Annotated in this window: 16 protein-coding genes; 14 read left to right on the top strand and 2 right to left on the bottom strand. The window is 66.8% G+C overall.

Going from position 1 to position 17,514, the window contains the following annotated elements:
- Window positions 1–230 precede the first annotated feature (230 nt).
- The 7 genes from VNN10_14075 (at window position 231) to VNN10_14105 (ending at window position 9,036) form a co-directional block, all read left to right on the top strand.
- Window positions 231–653 (top strand): NUDIX domain-containing protein, encoded by a 423-nt coding sequence (locus tag VNN10_14075; GenBank protein ID HXH23148.1) that lies wholly within the window; start codon window positions 231–233, stop codon window positions 651–653.
- Window positions 654–707: 54 nt separating this feature from the next.
- The gene (locus tag VNN10_14080; protein ID HXH23149.1) at window positions 708–1,460 is read left to right on the top strand and encodes a hypothetical protein; all 753 of its coding nucleotides are present in this window, start codon (window positions 708–710) and stop codon (window positions 1,458–1,460) included.
- 119 nt (window positions 1,461–1,579) lie between these two features.
- Window positions 1,580–3,241 carry a CTP synthase gene (locus tag VNN10_14085; GenBank protein ID HXH23150.1) on the top strand — a complete coding sequence of 554 codons (1,662 nt, stop codon included), beginning with the start codon at window positions 1,580–1,582 and terminating at the stop codon, window positions 3,239–3,241.
- Between the two features lie 66 nt (window positions 3,242–3,307).
- A complete protein-coding gene (gene fsa / locus VNN10_14090) occupies window positions 3,308–3,958 on the top strand; it encodes a fructose-6-phosphate aldolase (protein HXH23151.1) in 651 nt (216 codons plus the stop codon).
- A gap of 173 nt (window positions 3,959–4,131) precedes the next feature.
- Window positions 4,132–5,391, top strand: a complete 1,260-nt coding sequence (rho, locus tag VNN10_14095; GenBank protein HXH23152.1) for a transcription termination factor Rho — start codon at window positions 4,132–4,134, stop codon at window positions 5,389–5,391.
- 272 nt (window positions 5,392–5,663) lie between these two features.
- Complete coding sequence (locus VNN10_14100; GenBank protein HXH23153.1) at window positions 5,664–7,250, top strand: bifunctional diguanylate cyclase/phosphodiesterase; 1,587 nt, start codon at window positions 5,664–5,666, stop codon at window positions 7,248–7,250.
- A gap of 211 nt (window positions 7,251–7,461) precedes the next feature.
- Window positions 7,462–9,036: a bifunctional diguanylate cyclase/phosphodiesterase gene (locus tag VNN10_14105; protein ID HXH23154.1), complete on the top strand. Its 1,575-nt coding sequence runs from the start codon at window positions 7,462–7,464 to the stop codon at window positions 9,034–9,036.
- 66 nt (window positions 9,037–9,102) lie between these two features.
- Here VNN10_14105 and VNN10_14110 read toward each other — a convergent pair whose 3' ends face one another.
- Window positions 9,103–10,122 (bottom strand): LLM class flavin-dependent oxidoreductase, encoded by a 1,020-nt coding sequence (locus VNN10_14110; protein HXH23155.1) that lies wholly within the window; start codon window positions 10,120–10,122, stop codon window positions 9,103–9,105.
- Window positions 10,123–10,239: 117 nt separating this feature from the next.
- Between VNN10_14110 and VNN10_14115 the strand changes: the two genes are divergently transcribed.
- The 6 genes from VNN10_14115 to VNN10_14140 all read left to right on the top strand — a co-directional run bounded on the left by VNN10_14115 (window position 10,240) and on the right by VNN10_14140 (window position 16,043).
- The gene (locus VNN10_14115) at window positions 10,240–10,668 is read left to right on the top strand and encodes a hypothetical protein (GenBank protein ID HXH23156.1); all 429 of its coding nucleotides are present in this window, start codon (window positions 10,240–10,242) and stop codon (window positions 10,666–10,668) included.
- A 136-nt stretch (window positions 10,669–10,804) separates the two neighbouring features.
- Window positions 10,805–11,389: an archaellin/type IV pilin N-terminal domain-containing protein gene (locus VNN10_14120; protein HXH23157.1), complete on the top strand. Its 585-nt coding sequence runs from the start codon at window positions 10,805–10,807 to the stop codon at window positions 11,387–11,389.
- A 241-nt stretch (window positions 11,390–11,630) separates the two neighbouring features.
- Window positions 11,631–12,779, top strand: a complete 1,149-nt coding sequence (locus VNN10_14125) for a radical SAM protein (protein HXH23158.1) — start codon at window positions 11,631–11,633, stop codon at window positions 12,777–12,779.
- A 161-nt stretch (window positions 12,780–12,940) separates the two neighbouring features.
- Window positions 12,941–13,579 carry a TetR/AcrR family transcriptional regulator gene (locus VNN10_14130; GenBank protein ID HXH23159.1) on the top strand — a complete coding sequence of 213 codons (639 nt, stop codon included), beginning with the start codon at window positions 12,941–12,943 and terminating at the stop codon, window positions 13,577–13,579.
- Complete coding sequence (locus tag VNN10_14135) at window positions 13,576–14,655, top strand: hypothetical protein (GenBank protein ID HXH23160.1); 1,080 nt, start codon at window positions 13,576–13,578, stop codon at window positions 14,653–14,655. Before VNN10_14130 ends, VNN10_14135 begins: the two co-directional genes overlap by 4 nt.
- A gap of 128 nt (window positions 14,656–14,783) precedes the next feature.
- Window positions 14,784–16,043, top strand: a complete 1,260-nt coding sequence (locus VNN10_14140) for a hypothetical protein (protein HXH23161.1) — start codon at window positions 14,784–14,786, stop codon at window positions 16,041–16,043.
- A 403-nt stretch (window positions 16,044–16,446) separates the two neighbouring features.
- Here the strand turns inward: VNN10_14140 and VNN10_14145 are convergent, their stop codons facing one another.
- Entirely contained in the window at window positions 16,447–16,905 is a 459-nt protein-coding gene (locus VNN10_14145) for a pyridoxamine 5'-phosphate oxidase family protein (protein ID HXH23162.1), read from the bottom strand.
- A gap of 89 nt (window positions 16,906–16,994) precedes the next feature.
- Here VNN10_14145 and VNN10_14150 point away from each other — a divergent pair, with 89 nt between their 5' ends.
- Window positions 16,995–17,465, top strand: a complete 471-nt coding sequence (locus tag VNN10_14150) for a PAS domain S-box protein (protein ID HXH23163.1) — start codon at window positions 16,995–16,997, stop codon at window positions 17,463–17,465.
- Window positions 17,466–17,514 lie beyond the last annotated feature (49 nt).

Here is a 17,514-nt window from a genome sequence, read left to right on the forward strand (position 1 = left end):
GGCGGAGGCGAGGCGCGATCCCTGAATTTGCCCGTTCTCCTCGTGTCTACGCGGGAGACCAGTCGCGGCGGGGTACCCGACACAGGCATCGCGCATTGTAAGTGGTAAAGCTGCGAGCCGCCACAAGCGAAAGGGCTCTCCGCCAAAACGATAGATTCTCCCTTAGGGGTTTCCTAAGGGGTCGACATCCCTCCTGTTTGCAGACAGGAGGGACGTGCTACATTTCGCCGGTGCCGGGACCTGTCCGCATCGCCATGGTGATCCTGCACCGCGAGGGCCGGGTGCTGCTGCAACTGCGCGACTCCGACCCCGACGTCTACGCGGCGGGCATGTGGGGTATCTTCGGCGGACACGTCGAGGCCGGAGAATCGCCGGAAGAGGCCGCGCGCCGCGAGATCGAAGAGGAGCTGGGGCTACGGCTCCCGGCGCCACTCGACCTCTTCGTCCGCCGCGTCGACGATGGCCGTGAGCGCTTCATCTACGCCGCGCCGCTAGAGGCGCCCCTGGCCGAACTGACTCTGCGGGAGGGCCAGGGTATGGCGTTGCTCTCCCGCGACCAGGTCGAGCGCCTGGCCGTCGTGCCCGTGCACAGCGAGGTGCTGCGGGCCTTCTTCGAAGCCCAACATCCCGGGGAAAGCATCGCCTCGGCCTGAGCCCGCCAGGTCTGGGGCCCGACCGGCAGCGCGAGGCGTACTCAGGGCGCCGGAGTGGGCGTCCAGGTGGGCGTGGATGTCCGCGTCGGGGTCGGCGTGCGGGTCGGCGTGGGCGTTGGTGTCGCCGTCGGAGTGGCGGTTTGGGTAGGGGTGGACGTGGGCGTCCGGGTGCTGGTAGGCGTCCGCGTGGATGTCGCTGAAGGCGGGGCCGTCGGCGTCCGCGAGGGGGCGGCGGTGGCGCTCGGCGCTGGCGTGCGGGTCGGGACCGGTGTAGAGGTGTCGACCGGCGTGCGGGTCGGGACCGGCGTAGAGGTGTCGACCGGCGTGCGGGTCGGCAGCGGCGTGCGCGTCGGGACCGGCGTACGACTGGCTGGCGGCTCCCGCCCTGAGGCGGAAACAGGCGCCGCCGGCGGCTTCGCTGCCGCCGTGGCGGCGGCGCGAGCCTCGGCTACGGCGGTCGCGGTCAGGTTGTTGGCCACGAAGGGACTCGCCGCCGGGAGGGGCGCGGTGGCGCGCTGGGCGGAGGCGGCTGCGGCCTTCGCGGGCGGGTCCTCGCCGCCGAAGATGCCGAGGAATAGCACCGCGACCACGGCCAGGCCCAGCAGGCCGACGACGCCAACGGCCACCAGGGCGATGCGCGGCACGCCCTGGCCCGCGTGGTCAGCGGGCATGGGGTTCTGTGGCCGCGGCGCGGAAGGTGTAGGTAACGGGGGCACAAAGGTGTCTCGTGCTCATCTGCTCGCGGGCGCATCGGCGTATACCCCACCCTCCGGCCACGGGCGGCATGATGCCGGTCAGGCTGGCTAATTGTTCTAAAGCTCGAGCACTTTGCCCTTATCCGGATTGACACCGATCCGGGGCAAACATAGAATTGTGGTGGGCCTCAGGGCCGGCAGGCCCAATTTCCCGCAGTCCCCCAGAGGTTGATGCCTAAGTACATTTTCGTGACCGGCGGAGTCGTGAGCTCTGTCGGAAAGGGCATAACTACAGCCGCCATCGGCCGAATCCTCAAAAGCCGCAACGTCTCCGTCTCAGTCCAGAAGCTCGACCCTTACCTCAACGTCGACCCCGGCACGATGTCCCCCTATCAGCACGGCGAGGTCTTCGTGACTTCCGACGGCGCCGAGACGGACCTCGACCTCGGCCACTATGAGCGCTTCATCGACGAAGACCTGACGAAGGCGAGCTCCGTGACCATGGGGCAGGTCTACCAGGCAGTCATCGCCAAGGAGCGCCGGGGCGACTTCCTGGGCGGCACCATCCAGGCTGTGCCGCACCTCACAAGCGAGATCAAGTCGCGCATCCGCGGCATCGGCCGCATCACGGGCGCGCAGGTCGTGATCATCGAGGTCGGCGGGACGGTGGGCGACATCGAGGGGCAGGTGTTCCTGGAAGCGATCCGCCAGATCCGCCGGGAGGAGGCGGAGGCCGACACGCTCTCCATCCATGTGACCTTCCTGCCCTACATCTCGACGACGGGCGAGCTCAAGACAAAGCCGACACAGCACTCGGTGCAGGAATTGAGGCGCATGGGCATCCAGCCCGACGTCATCCTTTGCCGCAGCGACCACACCGTGACACTCGAGACGCGCGACAAGATCGCGCTGTTCTGCGACGTCGAGCGGCGCGCCGTGGTGCCGGTGCCGACGGTGAGCAGCATCTACGAGGTACCGCCGCTGCTCGAGGACAGCGGCCTGGGCGACTACATCATCGAGCGCATGCAGCTCCGCGCTACGGAGCGCGACCTGCAGGACTGGCGCCGGATGGTCGAGCGCCTGCGCCATCCGCAGGGCAGCGTGAAGGTCGCAGTGGTCGGGAAGTACGTCGAGCTGCGCGACGCGTATCTATCGGTGAAGGAAGCGCTCATCCATGCCGGGATCTTCCACAACACCGAAGTCGAGATCCTCTGGGTCCACTCCGAGGACCTGAATGCGGACAACGTCGCCGCTATGCTGCGCGGCGTGCACGCCATAATCGTGCCGGGCGGCTTCGGCGAGCGCGGGTTCGAGGGCAAGGTCCAGGCGGCCCGGTATGCCCGCGAGAACAAGGTGCCTTACCTGGGCCTCTGCCTGGGCATGCAGGTCATGGTCGTCGAAGCCGCAAGGGCGGCGCTCGGGACCGACGCCTGCAACTCGACCGAGAACGACCCGGAGACGCCGAACCCGGTGATCAGCCTGCTCTCGGAGCAGCAGGGCGTGGAGGACAAGGGCGGCACCATGCGTCTGGGCTCCTACGCGTGCCGGCTGCTGCCTGGCTCCCACGCGCACAACGCTTACGGCGTCGAGGAAGTGCGCGAGCGCCACCGCCACCGCTACGAGTTCAACAACGCCTACAGGGGGTTGCTGGAGCAGTTCGGCATCGTCTTCTCGGGGACCTCGCCGGATGGCACCCTGGTCGAGATCTCAGAGGTCGATGACCACCCCTTCATGGTGGGCACACAGTTCCACCCGGAGTTCCGCTCGCGGCCCGACCGGCCGCATCCTTTGTTCCGAGAGCTGGTAGCTGCGGCAAAGCGGCATGCCTCGGGCGAGGAGCCGCGCTCGCCCATGAACGCAGTTGTAGCCACATCCCCTTCGGGAGTCGCCTAGATTTGATGCCAGGAGTCCGGCGGAGCGGCCGATAATTCAACAGCGCGGGTCCTCGGGAGGCCTGTGATGCGCATCTTCCTCGACACGGCAAACATCGACGAAATACGGGACGTGCACCGCACCGGCGTCCTGTCCGGCGTGACGACGAACCCGAGCCTGATGGCGAAGGAGTCGGGTGTCAGCTACCGCGACCGGGTCGTCGAGATCTGCGAGCTGGTGCAGGGGCCGGTGTCGGCCGAGTGCACCTCCCGGGACGTCCCCGGCCTCCTGGAGGAGGCGCGCACGCTGGCGAGCTGGCACAAGCACGTGGTCGTCAAGATCCCGATGGACGCGAACGGCCTGGAGGCGACGTCCATCCTCTCCAAAGAGGGCATCCGCATCAACATGACGCTGGTGTTCAGCGCTAACCAGGCCTTGCTTGCCGCACTCGCCGGCGCGACTTACGTCAGTCCCTTCGTCGGCCGGTTGGACGACGCCGGGCAGGACGGGATGGAGGTCGTGCGTCAGTCGGTGCAGATCTTCGACAAGTACCACCTGCCAGCCCAGGTCCTGGCGGCGAGCATCCGCACGGCGCCACACGTGATCCAGGCAGCGCTCGCCGGAGCGCACATCGCCACGCTACCGTACTCGGTGTTCCAGCAGATGCTGAAGCACCCGCTCACTGACGTAGGCATCGAGCGGTTCCTGGCCGATTCGCGGAAGTATGCCTCCGTCTGAAGTGCAGGAAGAGACAGCCCGAAGTTGCAACTCGACCGCAAAATGCTAGACTTAACGAGCCGGCAATCCCCACTGCCCCGCTGTGACCGCCGTAACCGGCCTGGTCCCTCTCTGCGCACGGCACCCTCGGACGGACTGACGTGACAACAGTCGAACAGAACCGACGCTACACCATGGCAGAGCTCGAAGCGCTCACGCGCGACGAGATGATGCGCATCGCGAACGAGCTCGGTGTCGAAAAGGCCTCGACGCTGCGAAAGCAGGACCTGGTCTTCAAGATCCTCCAGGCCCAGTCCGAGCGCGAGGGCAACGTGTTCCGGGCCGGCGTCCTGGAGATCGTGGACGACGGCTACGGGTTCCTGCGCCGCGACAACTTCATCGCCAGCCTCACGGACGTTTACGTCTCCCAGTCCCAGGTGCGCCGCTTCGGCCTGCGCACCGGCGACTACGTCACGGGCACGGTACGGCCGCCCAAGGGGGACGAACGGTACTACAGCCTCCTGCGCGTGGAAGCCGTCAACGGCGTCGACCCCGAAGTCGCGAAGCGCCGGCCGTACTTCGAGCAGCTGACCGCCGTCTTCCCGGAGGAGCTGATCGACCTGGAGACGAGCTCGGACAACCTTTCGCAGCGCATCATCAATCTCGTCTCGCCGATCGGGCGCGGACAGCGGGGGCTAATCGTCTCGCCACCGAAGGCGGGCAAGACGTTCTTGCTCAAGAACATCGCCCACGGCGTGTCTCACAACTATTCGGACATCCACCTCATGGTCGTGCTCATCGGTGAGCGGCCGGAGGAAGTGACGGACATGCGGCGCAGCGTCGACGGCGAGGTAATCGGCTCGACATTCGACGAGCCGGTCGAAGACCAGACGCACGTGGCGGAGATGGCGCTGGAACGCGCAAAGCGCCTGGTCGAGGCCGGCCGCGACGTCGTCATGTTGCTGGACAGCATCACGCGGCTCACGCGGGCCTATAACGTGGCGATGCCTCCGTCGGGGCGCACGCTATCCGGCGGTATCGACCCGATTGCCCTGTACCCGCCGAAGCGCTTCTTCGGTGCCGCCCGCAACACGGACGAGGCGGGAAGCCTGACCATCATCGCGACCTGCCTGATCGATACGGGAAGCCGCATGGACGAGGTGATCTACGAGGAGTTCAAAGGTACCGGCAACATGGAGGTCCACCTCGACCGCCGCCTCGCCGAGCGCCGCATCTTCCCGGCGATCGACATCCAGCGCAGCGGGACCAGGCGAGAGGAACTCCTCCTGCCTCCCGATTACCTGCGAGGCTCCTGGCTGGTGCGCCGCATGGTCGCCCAGATCGCCGCGAACTCTCCCAACCCGACGGAGGCAACGGAGCGCCTGCTCAACGCGATGGAGCGCACGCGGAACAACCGCGAGTTCATCGAAAGCCTCAAGCCCCAGCCAGAGTAAGCAGACGCGCGCCCCTCATCCAGTCCTCCGGGAAGCCGCAGCAGCCGGTGCTGCGAGTTGGCACGGCGTCGCATGTAACGAGCACCGGCCCGGCGCGTTAGAGATGCTGAAGGACCACTGCCCGGTCACGGAAGACCAACCGTCAGGTAGCCGGGTGGCATCGAGCCGGTGTCTGGAAGTGGTCGCCAGCGGACACCGGGGAGCCTAGTGGCGAAACCGACCGGCCTTTCCCCTTCCCGAGGCCAACCTCGCGAGGGCTAGAGGAGCGGTTGGTGGCAAACCGAGCGTCACAAGGCCCGTCCGGCGACGTCACCCCACCTATTCCCCTGGTACAGGGCTTGATGCGCTGGAGCCTGTGGCTCACGTGGGCCGTCGTCCTGCTCGCGGGCCTCGCCCTCCTGTCCGACAACCTCTCCCAGGACATCAGCGGGCGCCGGGCCCTGAGTGACCTGTCTTCCACGTGGCGGTACCTGCTCTACGGCGGCGCCATGGCCGCGGCTGTGGCTGCGCTGGTCATCCGCTACCTGGCCCGGCGCATCGAGAGGCAGGTCGTCCTCATGGGGTCCATCGATGCCCTCACCGGCCTGCCCAACCGCACAGCCCTCCTCAGCCGCCTCGAGGCCGACAGCATCGCCGTCCTCTACATCGACCTCGACCGATTCAAGATGATCAACGACAACCTCGGGCACGACACGGGCGACGCCGTACTGAAGACCGTGGCGCAGCGCATCCGCCGCGCCATCCGGGAGACAGACCTGGTGGTGCGGCTGGGCGGAGACGAGTTCGTGGTCCTCGTGGAGGGAGAGCACCCGGAAGTGCTGGCCGTCCAGGCGGGCCAGCGCCTTCTCGCTGCCCTGCGCCCGGTCATGGTGGCGGAGGGTCGCGAGCTTTACATCACCGGCAGCGTCGGCATCGCCGTAAAGTGCGAGGCGCTGCAGCGGCCGACGGACCTCCTTCGGGCGGCGGACCTAGCCCTGTACCGGGCGAAGCGCCAGGGGCGCGACCGCATTGTGGTCTTCAACGAGACCATGGAAGCCAACAACGTCCTTGCCCAACTCGACCTGGAAAGCGACCTCTGGCGGGCCGTCGAGCGCGACGAGTTGGAGGTGCATTACCAGCCGGAGATCAACATCGGCACCGGGCAGATCACTGGCTTCGAGGCCCTGGTCCGCTGGCGCCATCCCGTGCGTGGCCTCCTGAAGCCCGACAGCTTCATAGGCCTTGCGGAGGAGAACGGCGCCCTGCGCGAGATCGGCCTCTGGGTGCTCGAGCAAGCGTGCAAGCAGTGGCGCCGCTGGCGGGAGATCTTCGACAAGGAAGCGCCGGTGGTGGTTAGCGTCAACCTCTCGCTGCGCCAGCTGGAGGAGCCGGACCTGGTGGAGCGCGTGCGCGACATCCTGGCCGAGCACGGCATGGAGCCTTCCAGCCTCAAGCTGGAGATCACGGAGAGCGCCCTGCTCGCCGAGATGCCTGCCGTCGTCAGCCAGCTGGCCCGCCTGCGCGCAATGGGCATCCGCCTGGCAATCGATGACTTCGGGACGGGCTACTCATCCCTGACATATCTCAAGAACCTGCCGGTGCACAGCGTGAAGATCGACCAGTCTTTCGTGCGCAACATGGAAGACGACGACGCAAGCCTGCTGATCGTGCAGGCAATCGTGACGCTGGCCCACGACCTTGGCCTGGACGTGACGGCTGAAGGGGTGGAGACGCGGAAGCAGCTGGACCACCTGGAGCGGCTGGGCTGCGACCGCGGCCAGGGCTTCTACCTTTCGGAGCCCCTGCCGGCCGAGACTATCGAGGCGCTGCTCAAGGCATACGGCCGGCGGGAGGCGCGCCAGCGCGGCAAGGCAGCGTGATGCTTCGCTACCGAGGCTAGGTAACGCTCCCTAACCGCCGGCGTTTTAAGTAGTGGACGGAGCCCCATCTTTCCCGGACGGACCCGCTGCCTCAGGCCGCCCCGGTGCGTCGTGAGTGGTTGCCGGCAGGCTTCCGGAACCTCCCGACCCACGACCGGGGGCCTGGTCACTGGCTACCCGCCCATGGACGGCGGGAGGAAGGGAGCGCTCGTTGACGGGCGAGCAGGATGCGGAGGGAGGAAGCGGAGGCCCTGCCCCAACCGTCGTAGCTCTGCTTGCCTGGAGCCGGCGCCTGATCGCCGTCTTTCTGACGGTCGCCCTGTTTTCCTTCGGCTGGTCAGTCTCCGACGTCAGCTTCGAAGAGAGCACGGTCTCGTTCCAATTGCGATCTCTCTGGAGCGTTGCCCTCCTGGGGGTCGCGACCTGCCTGGTGGGACTTACCGTATTTCTTCGGCGCCTCGCTCGCCATGTCGAGGAGGAGATCCGCTACTTCGGCAGCCTGGACGTGCTCACAGGCCTGGCGAACAGGGCCGGCCTGATGGAACGCCTCCACCGGCCGGCGATCGCGGTGCTCTATCTCGACATCGACTACTTCAAGAACGTCAACGACAGCCTGGGCCACGACTCCGGGGACGAGGTGATCCGCATGGTCGCCCAGCGCCTCAGGCGCGCAGTGCGTCCGGGAGACCTGGCGGCGCGCCTCGGCGGCGATGAGTTCGTGGTCGTCATCGAGGATGAGGACATCGAGCAGGCGGCGCGCGGCGTGGCGGAGAAGATCCGCAGCGCCGTATCGCAGCCGCTGCGCATCGAGCGGCGCGAGCTGCTGCTGACGTCCAGCATCGGTGTCGCGGTCAAGTCGCCCCAGCTCGCGACTCCCAACGAAGTCCTGCGCGCGGCCGACCTCGCGCTCTATCGGGCCAAGCGCCAGGGCCGCGACCGTGTCGTCTTCTACAGTGAGTCCTCGGAGAGGAACGTCCTTTACCGGCTGGACCTGGAGAAAGACCTGTGGAAGGCGATGGACCGCGGCGAGCTTGAGCTGCACTACCTCCCAGAGGTGAACCTGCAGACCGGCGCCCTGTGCGGCCTGGAGGCCCTCGTCCGCTGGCGCCATCCCGCCCATGGCGTCATGCGGCCGTCGAGCTTCATGGGCCTCGCCGAGGAGACCGGCTCGATTTCGGAGATCGGCCTCTGGTCCTTCGAGGCTGCTTGCCGCGACCTCAAGTCCCTGCGCCGGGCCGGCTCGGGCGAGGCGCTGGCCATGAGCGTGAACCTTTCCCGCCGTCAGCTGGGACAGCCGGGGTTCATCCGCCGCCTGGAGGAGGTACTGCTCGCGACGGACGTGGACCCCGCCGACATCAAGGTGGAGGTCAGCGAGCAGGTCTTCCTGGAGGCGGGCGCCGCCCAGATGGCCACGGTAGACCAGATGCGGGCGCTGGGCCTGGGGATCGTGATCGATGATTTCGGCACCGGGCACGCGCCCCTGAGCTACCTCCGCCGCTGGTCAGTCGACGGTGTCAAGATCGACCGCAGCCTGATCGGCAATATCGAATTCGACGAGTCGAAGCTCCTTATCGTCCAGGCGATCATCAGCCTGGCCCACGACCTGGGCCTGCGGGTCACGGCGGTGGGCATCGAAACGCCACAGCAACTCAGCCAACTCTTCGACCTGGGCTGCGACTTCGGCCAGGGCTTCTACCTTTCGGAGCCCGTGCCGGCGGAAGCGGTTGCGCGGCTCCTTGCGAAGCGCCGCGCTCGCACCCCGCCCCGCCGCCGTCCGGCGGCTTGAGGCCGCGCCTGCCGCCAGTAGTGAGATGAAGCCCTGCCCGACCGCAGGGCTGTAGCGGACGCGGCGTTAGCCGTTCATGACCTCCTCGAGCGCACGGCCGGCCTGGTCGGGGTTACCCGGCGGCATGGAGATGACCGGCATGTCGACGCCGAGGTCCCGCAGCTCCAGGAGCTGCCGGTGTATCTCCTTCGGGGTGCCGACAACGACCACGTTATCGGCCATGTAATCGGGCACGGCGTCGATGGCCGCGTCCTGGCCGCCACTCCAGGCAGCCTCGATCCGCGCCGTTTCCTCCGGATAGCCCTCGCGGGCAAGCATCTCCTTGTAGAAGACGCCCATGCGCCCGATGTACCAGGCGAGGGGCTGCTTGGACTGGCGCTTAACCGCCTCGCGCTGCGACTCATCGAACACGTAGCCGGTCGTCAAATATGGCGCGACGACGATGTCCGAGCCGGAGCGGCCCGCGCGCCTCGCGCCGCGGTCCAGCCGTTGGCGCACGGAGCCGTACTTCGTCTTCGGCCAGTGGATAGGGATGAGCCCATCGGCGATCTCGCCCGTCTGGACGATGCTGGCCGGGGTGATCGCGGCGATGTATATGGGGATGTGGTCGCGCACCAGGTTCACCTGCAGGCGAAAGCCGCGCTCCAGGTTGAAGATCTCGCCCTTGTACACCAGGCGCTCGCCGTGGAGGAGCATGTTGATGATCTCCACGTACTCGCGCAGGCGCCGCATCGGCTTTTCGAACGGCACGCCGTGGAAGTGCTCGATCACGTTGGCGCCGGAGGTGCCGAGGCCGATGAGCATCCGGCCGCCGCTCAACTCATCCAGGGTCGCGAAGGTGCTGGCGATGACCCCGGGCGAACGCGAGTAGACGTTCATGATGCCGCTGCCGACCTTGATCCGGTCGGTAGCCCGCACGACCTCGCCCATGGTGGTGACGATGTCGTAGCCCCAGGTCTCGCCGAACCAGATGGAGTCGTATCCCAGCTTGTCGGCGATGCGGATCTTCTCGATCGACTGGTCGCGGTTCGGTCCGCCGGCGATGCCGCCCGTGAGGCCGATGCGCAGCTTTCCGTCGCTAGTCATGGTGCTCTCCTTGGCGCCTGTACGGTCCGGGGTGGCGCTCATTGTCGGCCATCCGTCCGCTTACGTATACGCCCCGTTTGACGGCAGTAGGCGGCGGGCCTAGTACCATGGTCAGCGATGCCGCCGCCCCGCCTGCGAGACCGGATAGAGTCCCTGCTTCGCGACGAGCTTAGCCGCCTCGGACGGCCGGGTCTGAGCTTCCTGCTCTGCCTATCGGACGCGTCCTGGCGCGCCGCGATGCGCGAGGTTGCCTGCCCATCTTATGCGGCCCGCCTGGCCTCGCCCACGGCGCGCCGAGGCACCCGCGGCAAGCTCGGGATGGCAACGGTCTGCCACTTCCGCCACGCGCATTCGGCCGTGGTCTACGTCAAAACGCGCGGGCGCACATGGAGCGAGATTGAGGACACGGTCCGCCATGAGGCCCTGCACCTGGCGCGGCCGAGCTACAGCCACCGCCAGGTGGAGGCCGCGCTGGGTCACCACGTGCCGCCGCGGTGGCCTCGACGCCGTCGCCGGCAAGGGCGCCACGCGGGCGTGAACCCCTAACCAGCCGTCCTCGAAGCCCCGAGAGCCCGCCGGCGAAATCCCTAGGGACGATCCCTAAAGAATCGACTGCACCGGCCGATACGTCATAGACAACTGGACAGGGCCGCCATCAGCGGCCGTTGAAAGGATTGCTGGCATGCAAGGTCGATTCACGTTGTGGTGGTCCCGGTCACGGGACGAGCGCGGCATCACGGGGCTGGAGACGGCGATCATCCTCATCGCCTTCGTCGTCGTTGCCACCGTGTTCGCGTTCGTAGTGCTTACCACGGGCATCTTCAGCTCGGAGCGAGGCAAGGAGACGGTGTTCGCCGGCCTCCAGAAGGCGCGCGGCACCATGGAGGTCCGGGGAGGCGTCGTCGCGACCGCCCCTGGCGGCGTACCGACCACGATCCAGTTTGCCGTCGCCACCACGGCCGGCGGCGACCCGATCCCGATGGACCCGCTGGCCACCAACAACCGGATGGTCATCGCCTACCGCGACCCTACGGTCGTGGACGACGACGTGCCCTACACGGCGAATGACATCATCGGCGACGGCGACGCGCTCCTGGAGCCAGGCGAACTGAAGCTGGTCGTGATTCAGATCTCCGACATCAACCCCGCGCCCACGATCACCGCCAACAGCCGCTGGACGCTGGAGTTGCAGACCCCGGTGGGCGCCGTCATCGACCTCACCCGGTCGATGCCCGGCGAGCTTGCGGACGTGATGCAGCTGCACTAAAAAGCCACCCACAAGGGCAGAGACGAAGGGCCGGGCACCAGCCGGCCCTTCTGCATGCCTCGCTCCATGCCTGGCATGTATTTCATTTGTGAAAGGCGCTCCTGCGAGTGACTTGCAGGGCGGCGCAGACCGGGTATTATGTCCGAAACACTTCTCCGGCGAAACCTGTCGGAACTGTGACATCTCGATGCTCCCGCCAGCCGTCCGACGCTTGCTGTTACGCATACCCGAGGCGCGGCCCTTGGCCGCCTTCCTGGTGCCGCCCTACGAAGACGGTTGCCGCCTCACGCTGAGGCGACTCCTCAACCTGTACAGGGTGCGCTGGCAGTACAGCCGCCGCAGCCTCAAACTCCGCGGTTACCCCCTGATCCTCACCGTCGAAGCGACAAACGTGTGCAACCTGCGTTGCCCGGCCTGCTTTACGGGCGCCGGCGAAGTCGGGCGCACGCGCTCGTTCCTGCCGATGGACCAGTACCGCGCGCTCCTGCGCGAGCTAGGGCCATACGCGTTCCGGGTCGAGTTCTACAACTGGGGCGAGCCTCTCCTCAACAAGGACGTCTTCGAGATGGTCCGTGAAGCAAAGCGATACGGCGCTTCGACGGTCATCAGCACGAACTTCAGCGTGCCTTTCGACGCGGAGCGGGCCGAGCGCCTGGTGGAGGCCGGCCTGGACGTGCTCGGCGTCTCGCTGGACGGCGCCACTCAGGAGACGTACGAGAAGTACCGCGTTCGCGGCGACATCAGGCGTGTCCTCGAAAACTGCCGCCTGGTGCGGGACGCCAAGCGCAGGCTCGGCTCGGTCAAGCCGCGTCTGGTCTGGGAATACCACGTATTCGAGCACAACGTGCACGAGACCGAGGAGGCAAAGCGCCTCGCCGCCGAACTCGAAATGGACATCTCGATCGACAAGGGCTGGGTCGTGGGCGATGATTGGGATACCGAAAGCAAGTTCGCCTACTTCGTGAACCCTTCTGCCAGGCCCTGCGACTTCCTCTGGCAGAGGGCCATCGTGCAGAACGACGGCGGCGTCGCGCCCTGCTGCGGCACCTTCTACAAGGAAGACGACTTCGGCAGCATCTGGGAAGGGGACGGGGGGAATCGCCGGTTCCGGGAAGTGTGGAACAACGAGAGCTTTCAGACCGCTCGGCGGCTGTTTCACCGCCGCGAAGGCGGCGAGGACGCCAGGCGGCTGGTCTGCTACGACTGTCCGGCTACGATCATCTGGGAGAGCTACCAGAAGCACATTGCGGCCGGGAAGGACCCGGCGGCGTTCCAGATCACCTACACGACGAACGACAGCTTCCACTATTTCTTCAACCGCCGACCGGCCAGGTCTGCCCCGCCGATCGCCGAGGGCGATCTTCTCGAAGTCCTCCCGGCTTCCCGGTGAGGGACCGCGCCCGCCATGCCCGGCGCGCTGCCGGGAGCGCGAGACCAGCTTTCCGGCCTTGGCATGGCGGCCGGCATTCTGACTGAGCGTGCGATAGGTCTTGACGCGGCAGCGGATGATGATAACATCATCACCAAACCACCGCGGGAGCAGCACCCCATATGACCCAATCCCTCGTCCGGCCGGGCCGACGGGTTGAGCGGTCGGCCCAGATCAGGGCTGACCTCCTGGCCGCGGCCGAACGCCTGCTGGCCCAGAAGGGCATCGACAGGACGACAATCTCGGACATCACGTCCGAGGCGGGGCTTGGCTTCGGCACCTTCTACAACTACTTCGCATCCAAGGAAGACCTGTATCAGGAGCTGGTGCGCAACGCGCTGCAGATGCTCGTCGAGCGGATCGACACGCGCTGCGCCAGCACGCCCGACCATTACGAGCGCCTGCGGGTCATCGCGGAAGAAGGCGCCGACTTCGCGGCGGACCACTCCGACCTGTTCGTCCTCCTCACCACCAATCCCGACGTGCACGAGGCCACTCACGAAGGCGTCGAAGAGCTCGCAGCGTCCCTCAAGGGTTGGCTGCGTAAGGGTTTCGCGGACGGCGTCTTCCAGGCGGTCGATCCGAACATCGTAGTGAAGGCGATCATCGGCATGTACGCCTTCGTGCTGCGGCCCCTGGCCAGGGATGCCAGCCGCCGCGAGGAAATCAAGGACGCGCTCATCCGCCTCATTCAGGGGGCGGTGATCGGAATACACCACCAGGTACCCCCGGCACCCGGGGTGAAAGGAGCAGGGCAGTGACCACGACTGCAAATGACGTCTACGCTCTCTGGAAGCGCATCGCCGAGGAGCAGCCGGACCTCGACCTCGACCTGAGCTGGCTCGAGGCCCAGACGGAGAAGGGCGTTGCCGCCCGGCCGGGCAAGCACGGCTTGACTGTCGAAGAAATCCAGATCGGCAAGTACGGCGAAATCCCGGACGAGACCAAGAACTACAGCTCGCGGCCACGCGGCGCCGCGCCCTGGCCGGGCGTCGGACGGTTGGGCCTGCGCTGGAACGAGAAAGCCCAGAGCTGGTCCGAGTCCGTGACCCTGCTCTACGAAGAGGCCCAGTCCCGCCAGTGGTCATCGGCCACTGACATCCCCTGGGAGGAGCTCCGCAAGAACCCGCTGCCCGACGACCTCGAGTTGGCGATGGCCCAGCTTTGCACCTTCCTGACGCAGGTGGAGTTCATCGCCGGCGACGTGCCGGGCCGCTGGGTCTCCCACATCAGCCCCGACCACTACGAGACGGCGCTGTTCCTGGGCACTCAGATCATGGACGAGGCCCGCCACATGGACGTGTTCCGCAAGCGCGGTATCTTCGGCGGCGTGGGGATGCTCCAGGCCGGAAACGGCGCCGTGGGCTTCCTGTATGACCAGGACTTCGCCGAGATGACGGCGACGCTGCACATCGTCGCTGAGGGCTTCGTGCAGAGCATCTTCCGCATGGGGGAGCTCATCGGCAAGAACGAGGCGGACAAGCGCATCTTCCGCCTCGCCGCTCAGGACGAAAGCCGCCACGTGGCCTTCGGCGTCATGCACTGCAAGCACCTGCTGGCCACCCAGCCGGAGCGCAAGGAGGAGATCGCGAACTACATCCAGCGCCAGGGCGGCACCGGCGGCGCCTCCATCGCCACCGGCAACACGACCAGCGAGTCGCTGGCAATCCTGCTCGGCGGCGGCAAGCACAACCTGGACGAGGGCTACAAGATGCTCATGGCCGCTCGCGCCAAGCAGTCCAAGGAGCTTGCCCAGCGCCTGAAGGTCGTCGGCCTGACTGAGATGGCAGAGGGCATTCTTGCCCGCCTTGGCCAGCAAGCCGCGGTGCCGGCGTAAAGACCTCGAGAAACGGGACAAGGAACGAAGGAGACGAGGAACGAGGGGGGACGGGACAGGCGGCGCGAACCGTTGGCGGCCTTGTCCCTTGCGCCTGAATCCTTGTTTCTGCTCCGCAGGAGGACTCGATGACCCAACAGCTTGAGCTGCCGGAGAGCCTGGTAAAGGCGGCAGAAGAGAGAAAATGGCCGCTGGACCTCGTACGCCAGGGGCTATCGTCCGGGATACCTGCCGCTCGCATCGAGCAGGTCATCCGGTCCGGCGTCAGCCCGCAGCAGGCGATCGCCATGCTCGCCAACGCCCGCGCCGGCTCCCCCGGGGCCACGCTGCAGGGCCTGCAGGCGAACATCACGCCCGGCAGCGCCGGGCCGCCGCCCCTGGACATGAGCTGGGCCGAAGTGCCGACCGAGCGCGGGTTCTTCCCCCAGATCGGCCCCAACGGCCTCGAGCTCAAGGACGTGGAGCAATCCTCCTATGGCATAGTCCCCGACTACTGGCCGTACGAAAACGACATGCCGCGCGGCTCCTACCTGCCGCCTGACCTGGGGAACACGCCCGCCAGCTACAGCATCTACAAGAAGTCAGAGGTCTGGGCTCCAAGCGCAGCCGCGCTCTACGAAGAGGCGATCCGCGGCCACTGGATCTCCGCGACGGCAATCCCATGGGAGTCGCTGAAGCCGCTGCCCCAGTACGAGGAGCTGGCCATCGACCAGCTCTGCACGAACTGGAGCGAGCAGTCGCACAACGGCCTCGAGTGCGTGTCCAAGTGGCTCGAGGAGATCAGCTACGGCTTCCACGAGGTGAAGCTGTTCCTGGCGACCGTGTGCTTCGACTACGGCCGCCAGACCGAAGCCTTCCGCAAGCGGGCGCTCGCGAATGGCGGCGGTCTGGGCCTGCAGACGCCGGGCGTCTACACGCGCGCCGCCTACTCGGCGATGAAGTTCTCGGAGATGGCCACCATCGTCATGGTCGTCCGGGCGAGCTTCCAGATCACGCTCTGGGACGAGTTCGGCCACCTGCTCGCCCGCACGGATGCGGACCGCAAGCTCTTCGAACTCGCGACGCGCGACCTCAAGCGCCACCTGCAGTACGGCCTCGAGCACCTGCACTACTTCTTGCAGACCGAGCCGCACAAGCGAGGCCAGGTGAAGACCTGGCTGTCCCGCGGTGAGGCGGCGATTGGCGCCGAATGGGGCCGCAACAAGCCCCACAACGAGGCGCTGATGCTCCTGCTGGACTCCGACCCGCGGGCAGCGAAGGCAAAGCTGCGCGGCATCTGGCGACGCCAGGTCGAGGCCTACAAGGCGCAGCTCGAGAGCATCACCATCCGCAACCATGAACTGAACCCGATTCTCGCCAGGCACCTCGAGGAGCCGGTCCTGGCCTGATGCTCTCCCCGAGAAGCTGATCCAGGAGCGGGCCTCTCGGCCCGCTCCTCTGCTCTTCCCAAGCCTCCGGGGCGTCATTGCGAGGGCGAAAGGCCCAAGCAATCTTTGGCGCTCACACGGCGCCGTCCGCGTCCCTACTCAGCCGCCAAGGGTTGCTTCGCCCGTGGGGGGGCTCGCAATGACGTTGGGACGGCCGCAGTGGGCAACCCTAGACGGCGGCGGAGCCAGGTCACGAAGGGCCTTCACGCGGCGTCATTGCGAGGACGAAAGGCCGAAGCAATCTTTGGCAGCTCACACGGTGCCGTCCGCGTCCCCACTCGGCCGCCAAGGGTTGCTTCGCCCGTGGGCTCGCAATGACGTTGGGACGGCCGCAGCGGGCAACCCTAGACGGCGGCGGAGCCAGTCACGAAGGGCCTTCACGCCAGGTCTTCGACACGCGCCGGATGTCATCCGTGCCCAGGCCCTCCCAGAGGGCCCAGTGGGCGTAATCGATGAAGAACTCGAAGAGCCGGTGGTTCACGCTTGTCATGTCGATCGCCCGCGCGGCTTCCCAGGCCAGCTCCTCCGAGGCAGGGTCGTCGTCGGGAAGGGCGCGGCCGTGGATCAGGAATTCCTCGTCGCTGTCGCCAAGGACGGCGTGCATTGCGTACCGGCTGTCGCGCAGCAGGTTCGGGTACTTGGCGGTGTGCTTGGCCACGAAGACGAAGAGTCGCCCGCCGTTAATCAGGGGCGTCGCCGGGTGCACGCGCGGCGCTCCGTCAGCCGCGGTCGTGGCGATGAAAGCGACGCCGCAGCCGAGCAGCGCCTTGCCCCGCGCCGCGATCTCCGGCGCCTGCTTCTCGAACCCGCCCCAGCTCAGCATGCGAAGCCGCATTATAGGACAGCGCTGGCCAGTCGTTTCCAGGGCAGGGCCTGCCCTATCATGGCACTATCTCCTCGGGAGGGAAGGCATTGGCGGAGTACGACCCCGGCTGGCTTGCAGGCAAGGTAGTTCAGGGTACGCCCGATGCGGTAATCGCGGCGGATGGCGACGGCAAGGTCATCCTCTGGAACTCCGGCGCCGAGAGGATCTTCGGCTACACGGCGGCCGAAGCGATCGGCCAGTCGCTGGACCTGATCATCCCAGAGCGCCTGCGCAAGAGACACTGGGACGCCTACCAGGCATCGATGGCGAGCGGCACCACGAAGTACGGGTCGGACGAGCTGCTGGCCGTGCCGGCGGAGCGCAAGGACGGCACCCGCATCTCCATCGAATTCACGATCACTCTGCTCCGCGATGATGCCGGCCGGCTGATCGGCCCCGCGGCCGTCATCCGCGACGTGACCGCCCGCTGGAACGAACAGAACGAGCTCAGGAAACGCCTCAGGGACCTCGAGGCGAAGCTGCCCGCAGCGGTCGAAGGCTCTGCTGCCGCGACCTGACAGTCAGTCGGCGGCAGGCCGCCGCGGCGCATTGATGCGCACCTGTATG

Source organism: Dehalococcoidia bacterium (assembly GCA_035574915.1).
Classification (GTDB): domain Bacteria; phylum Chloroflexota; class Dehalococcoidia; order DSTF01; family WHTK01; genus DATLYJ01.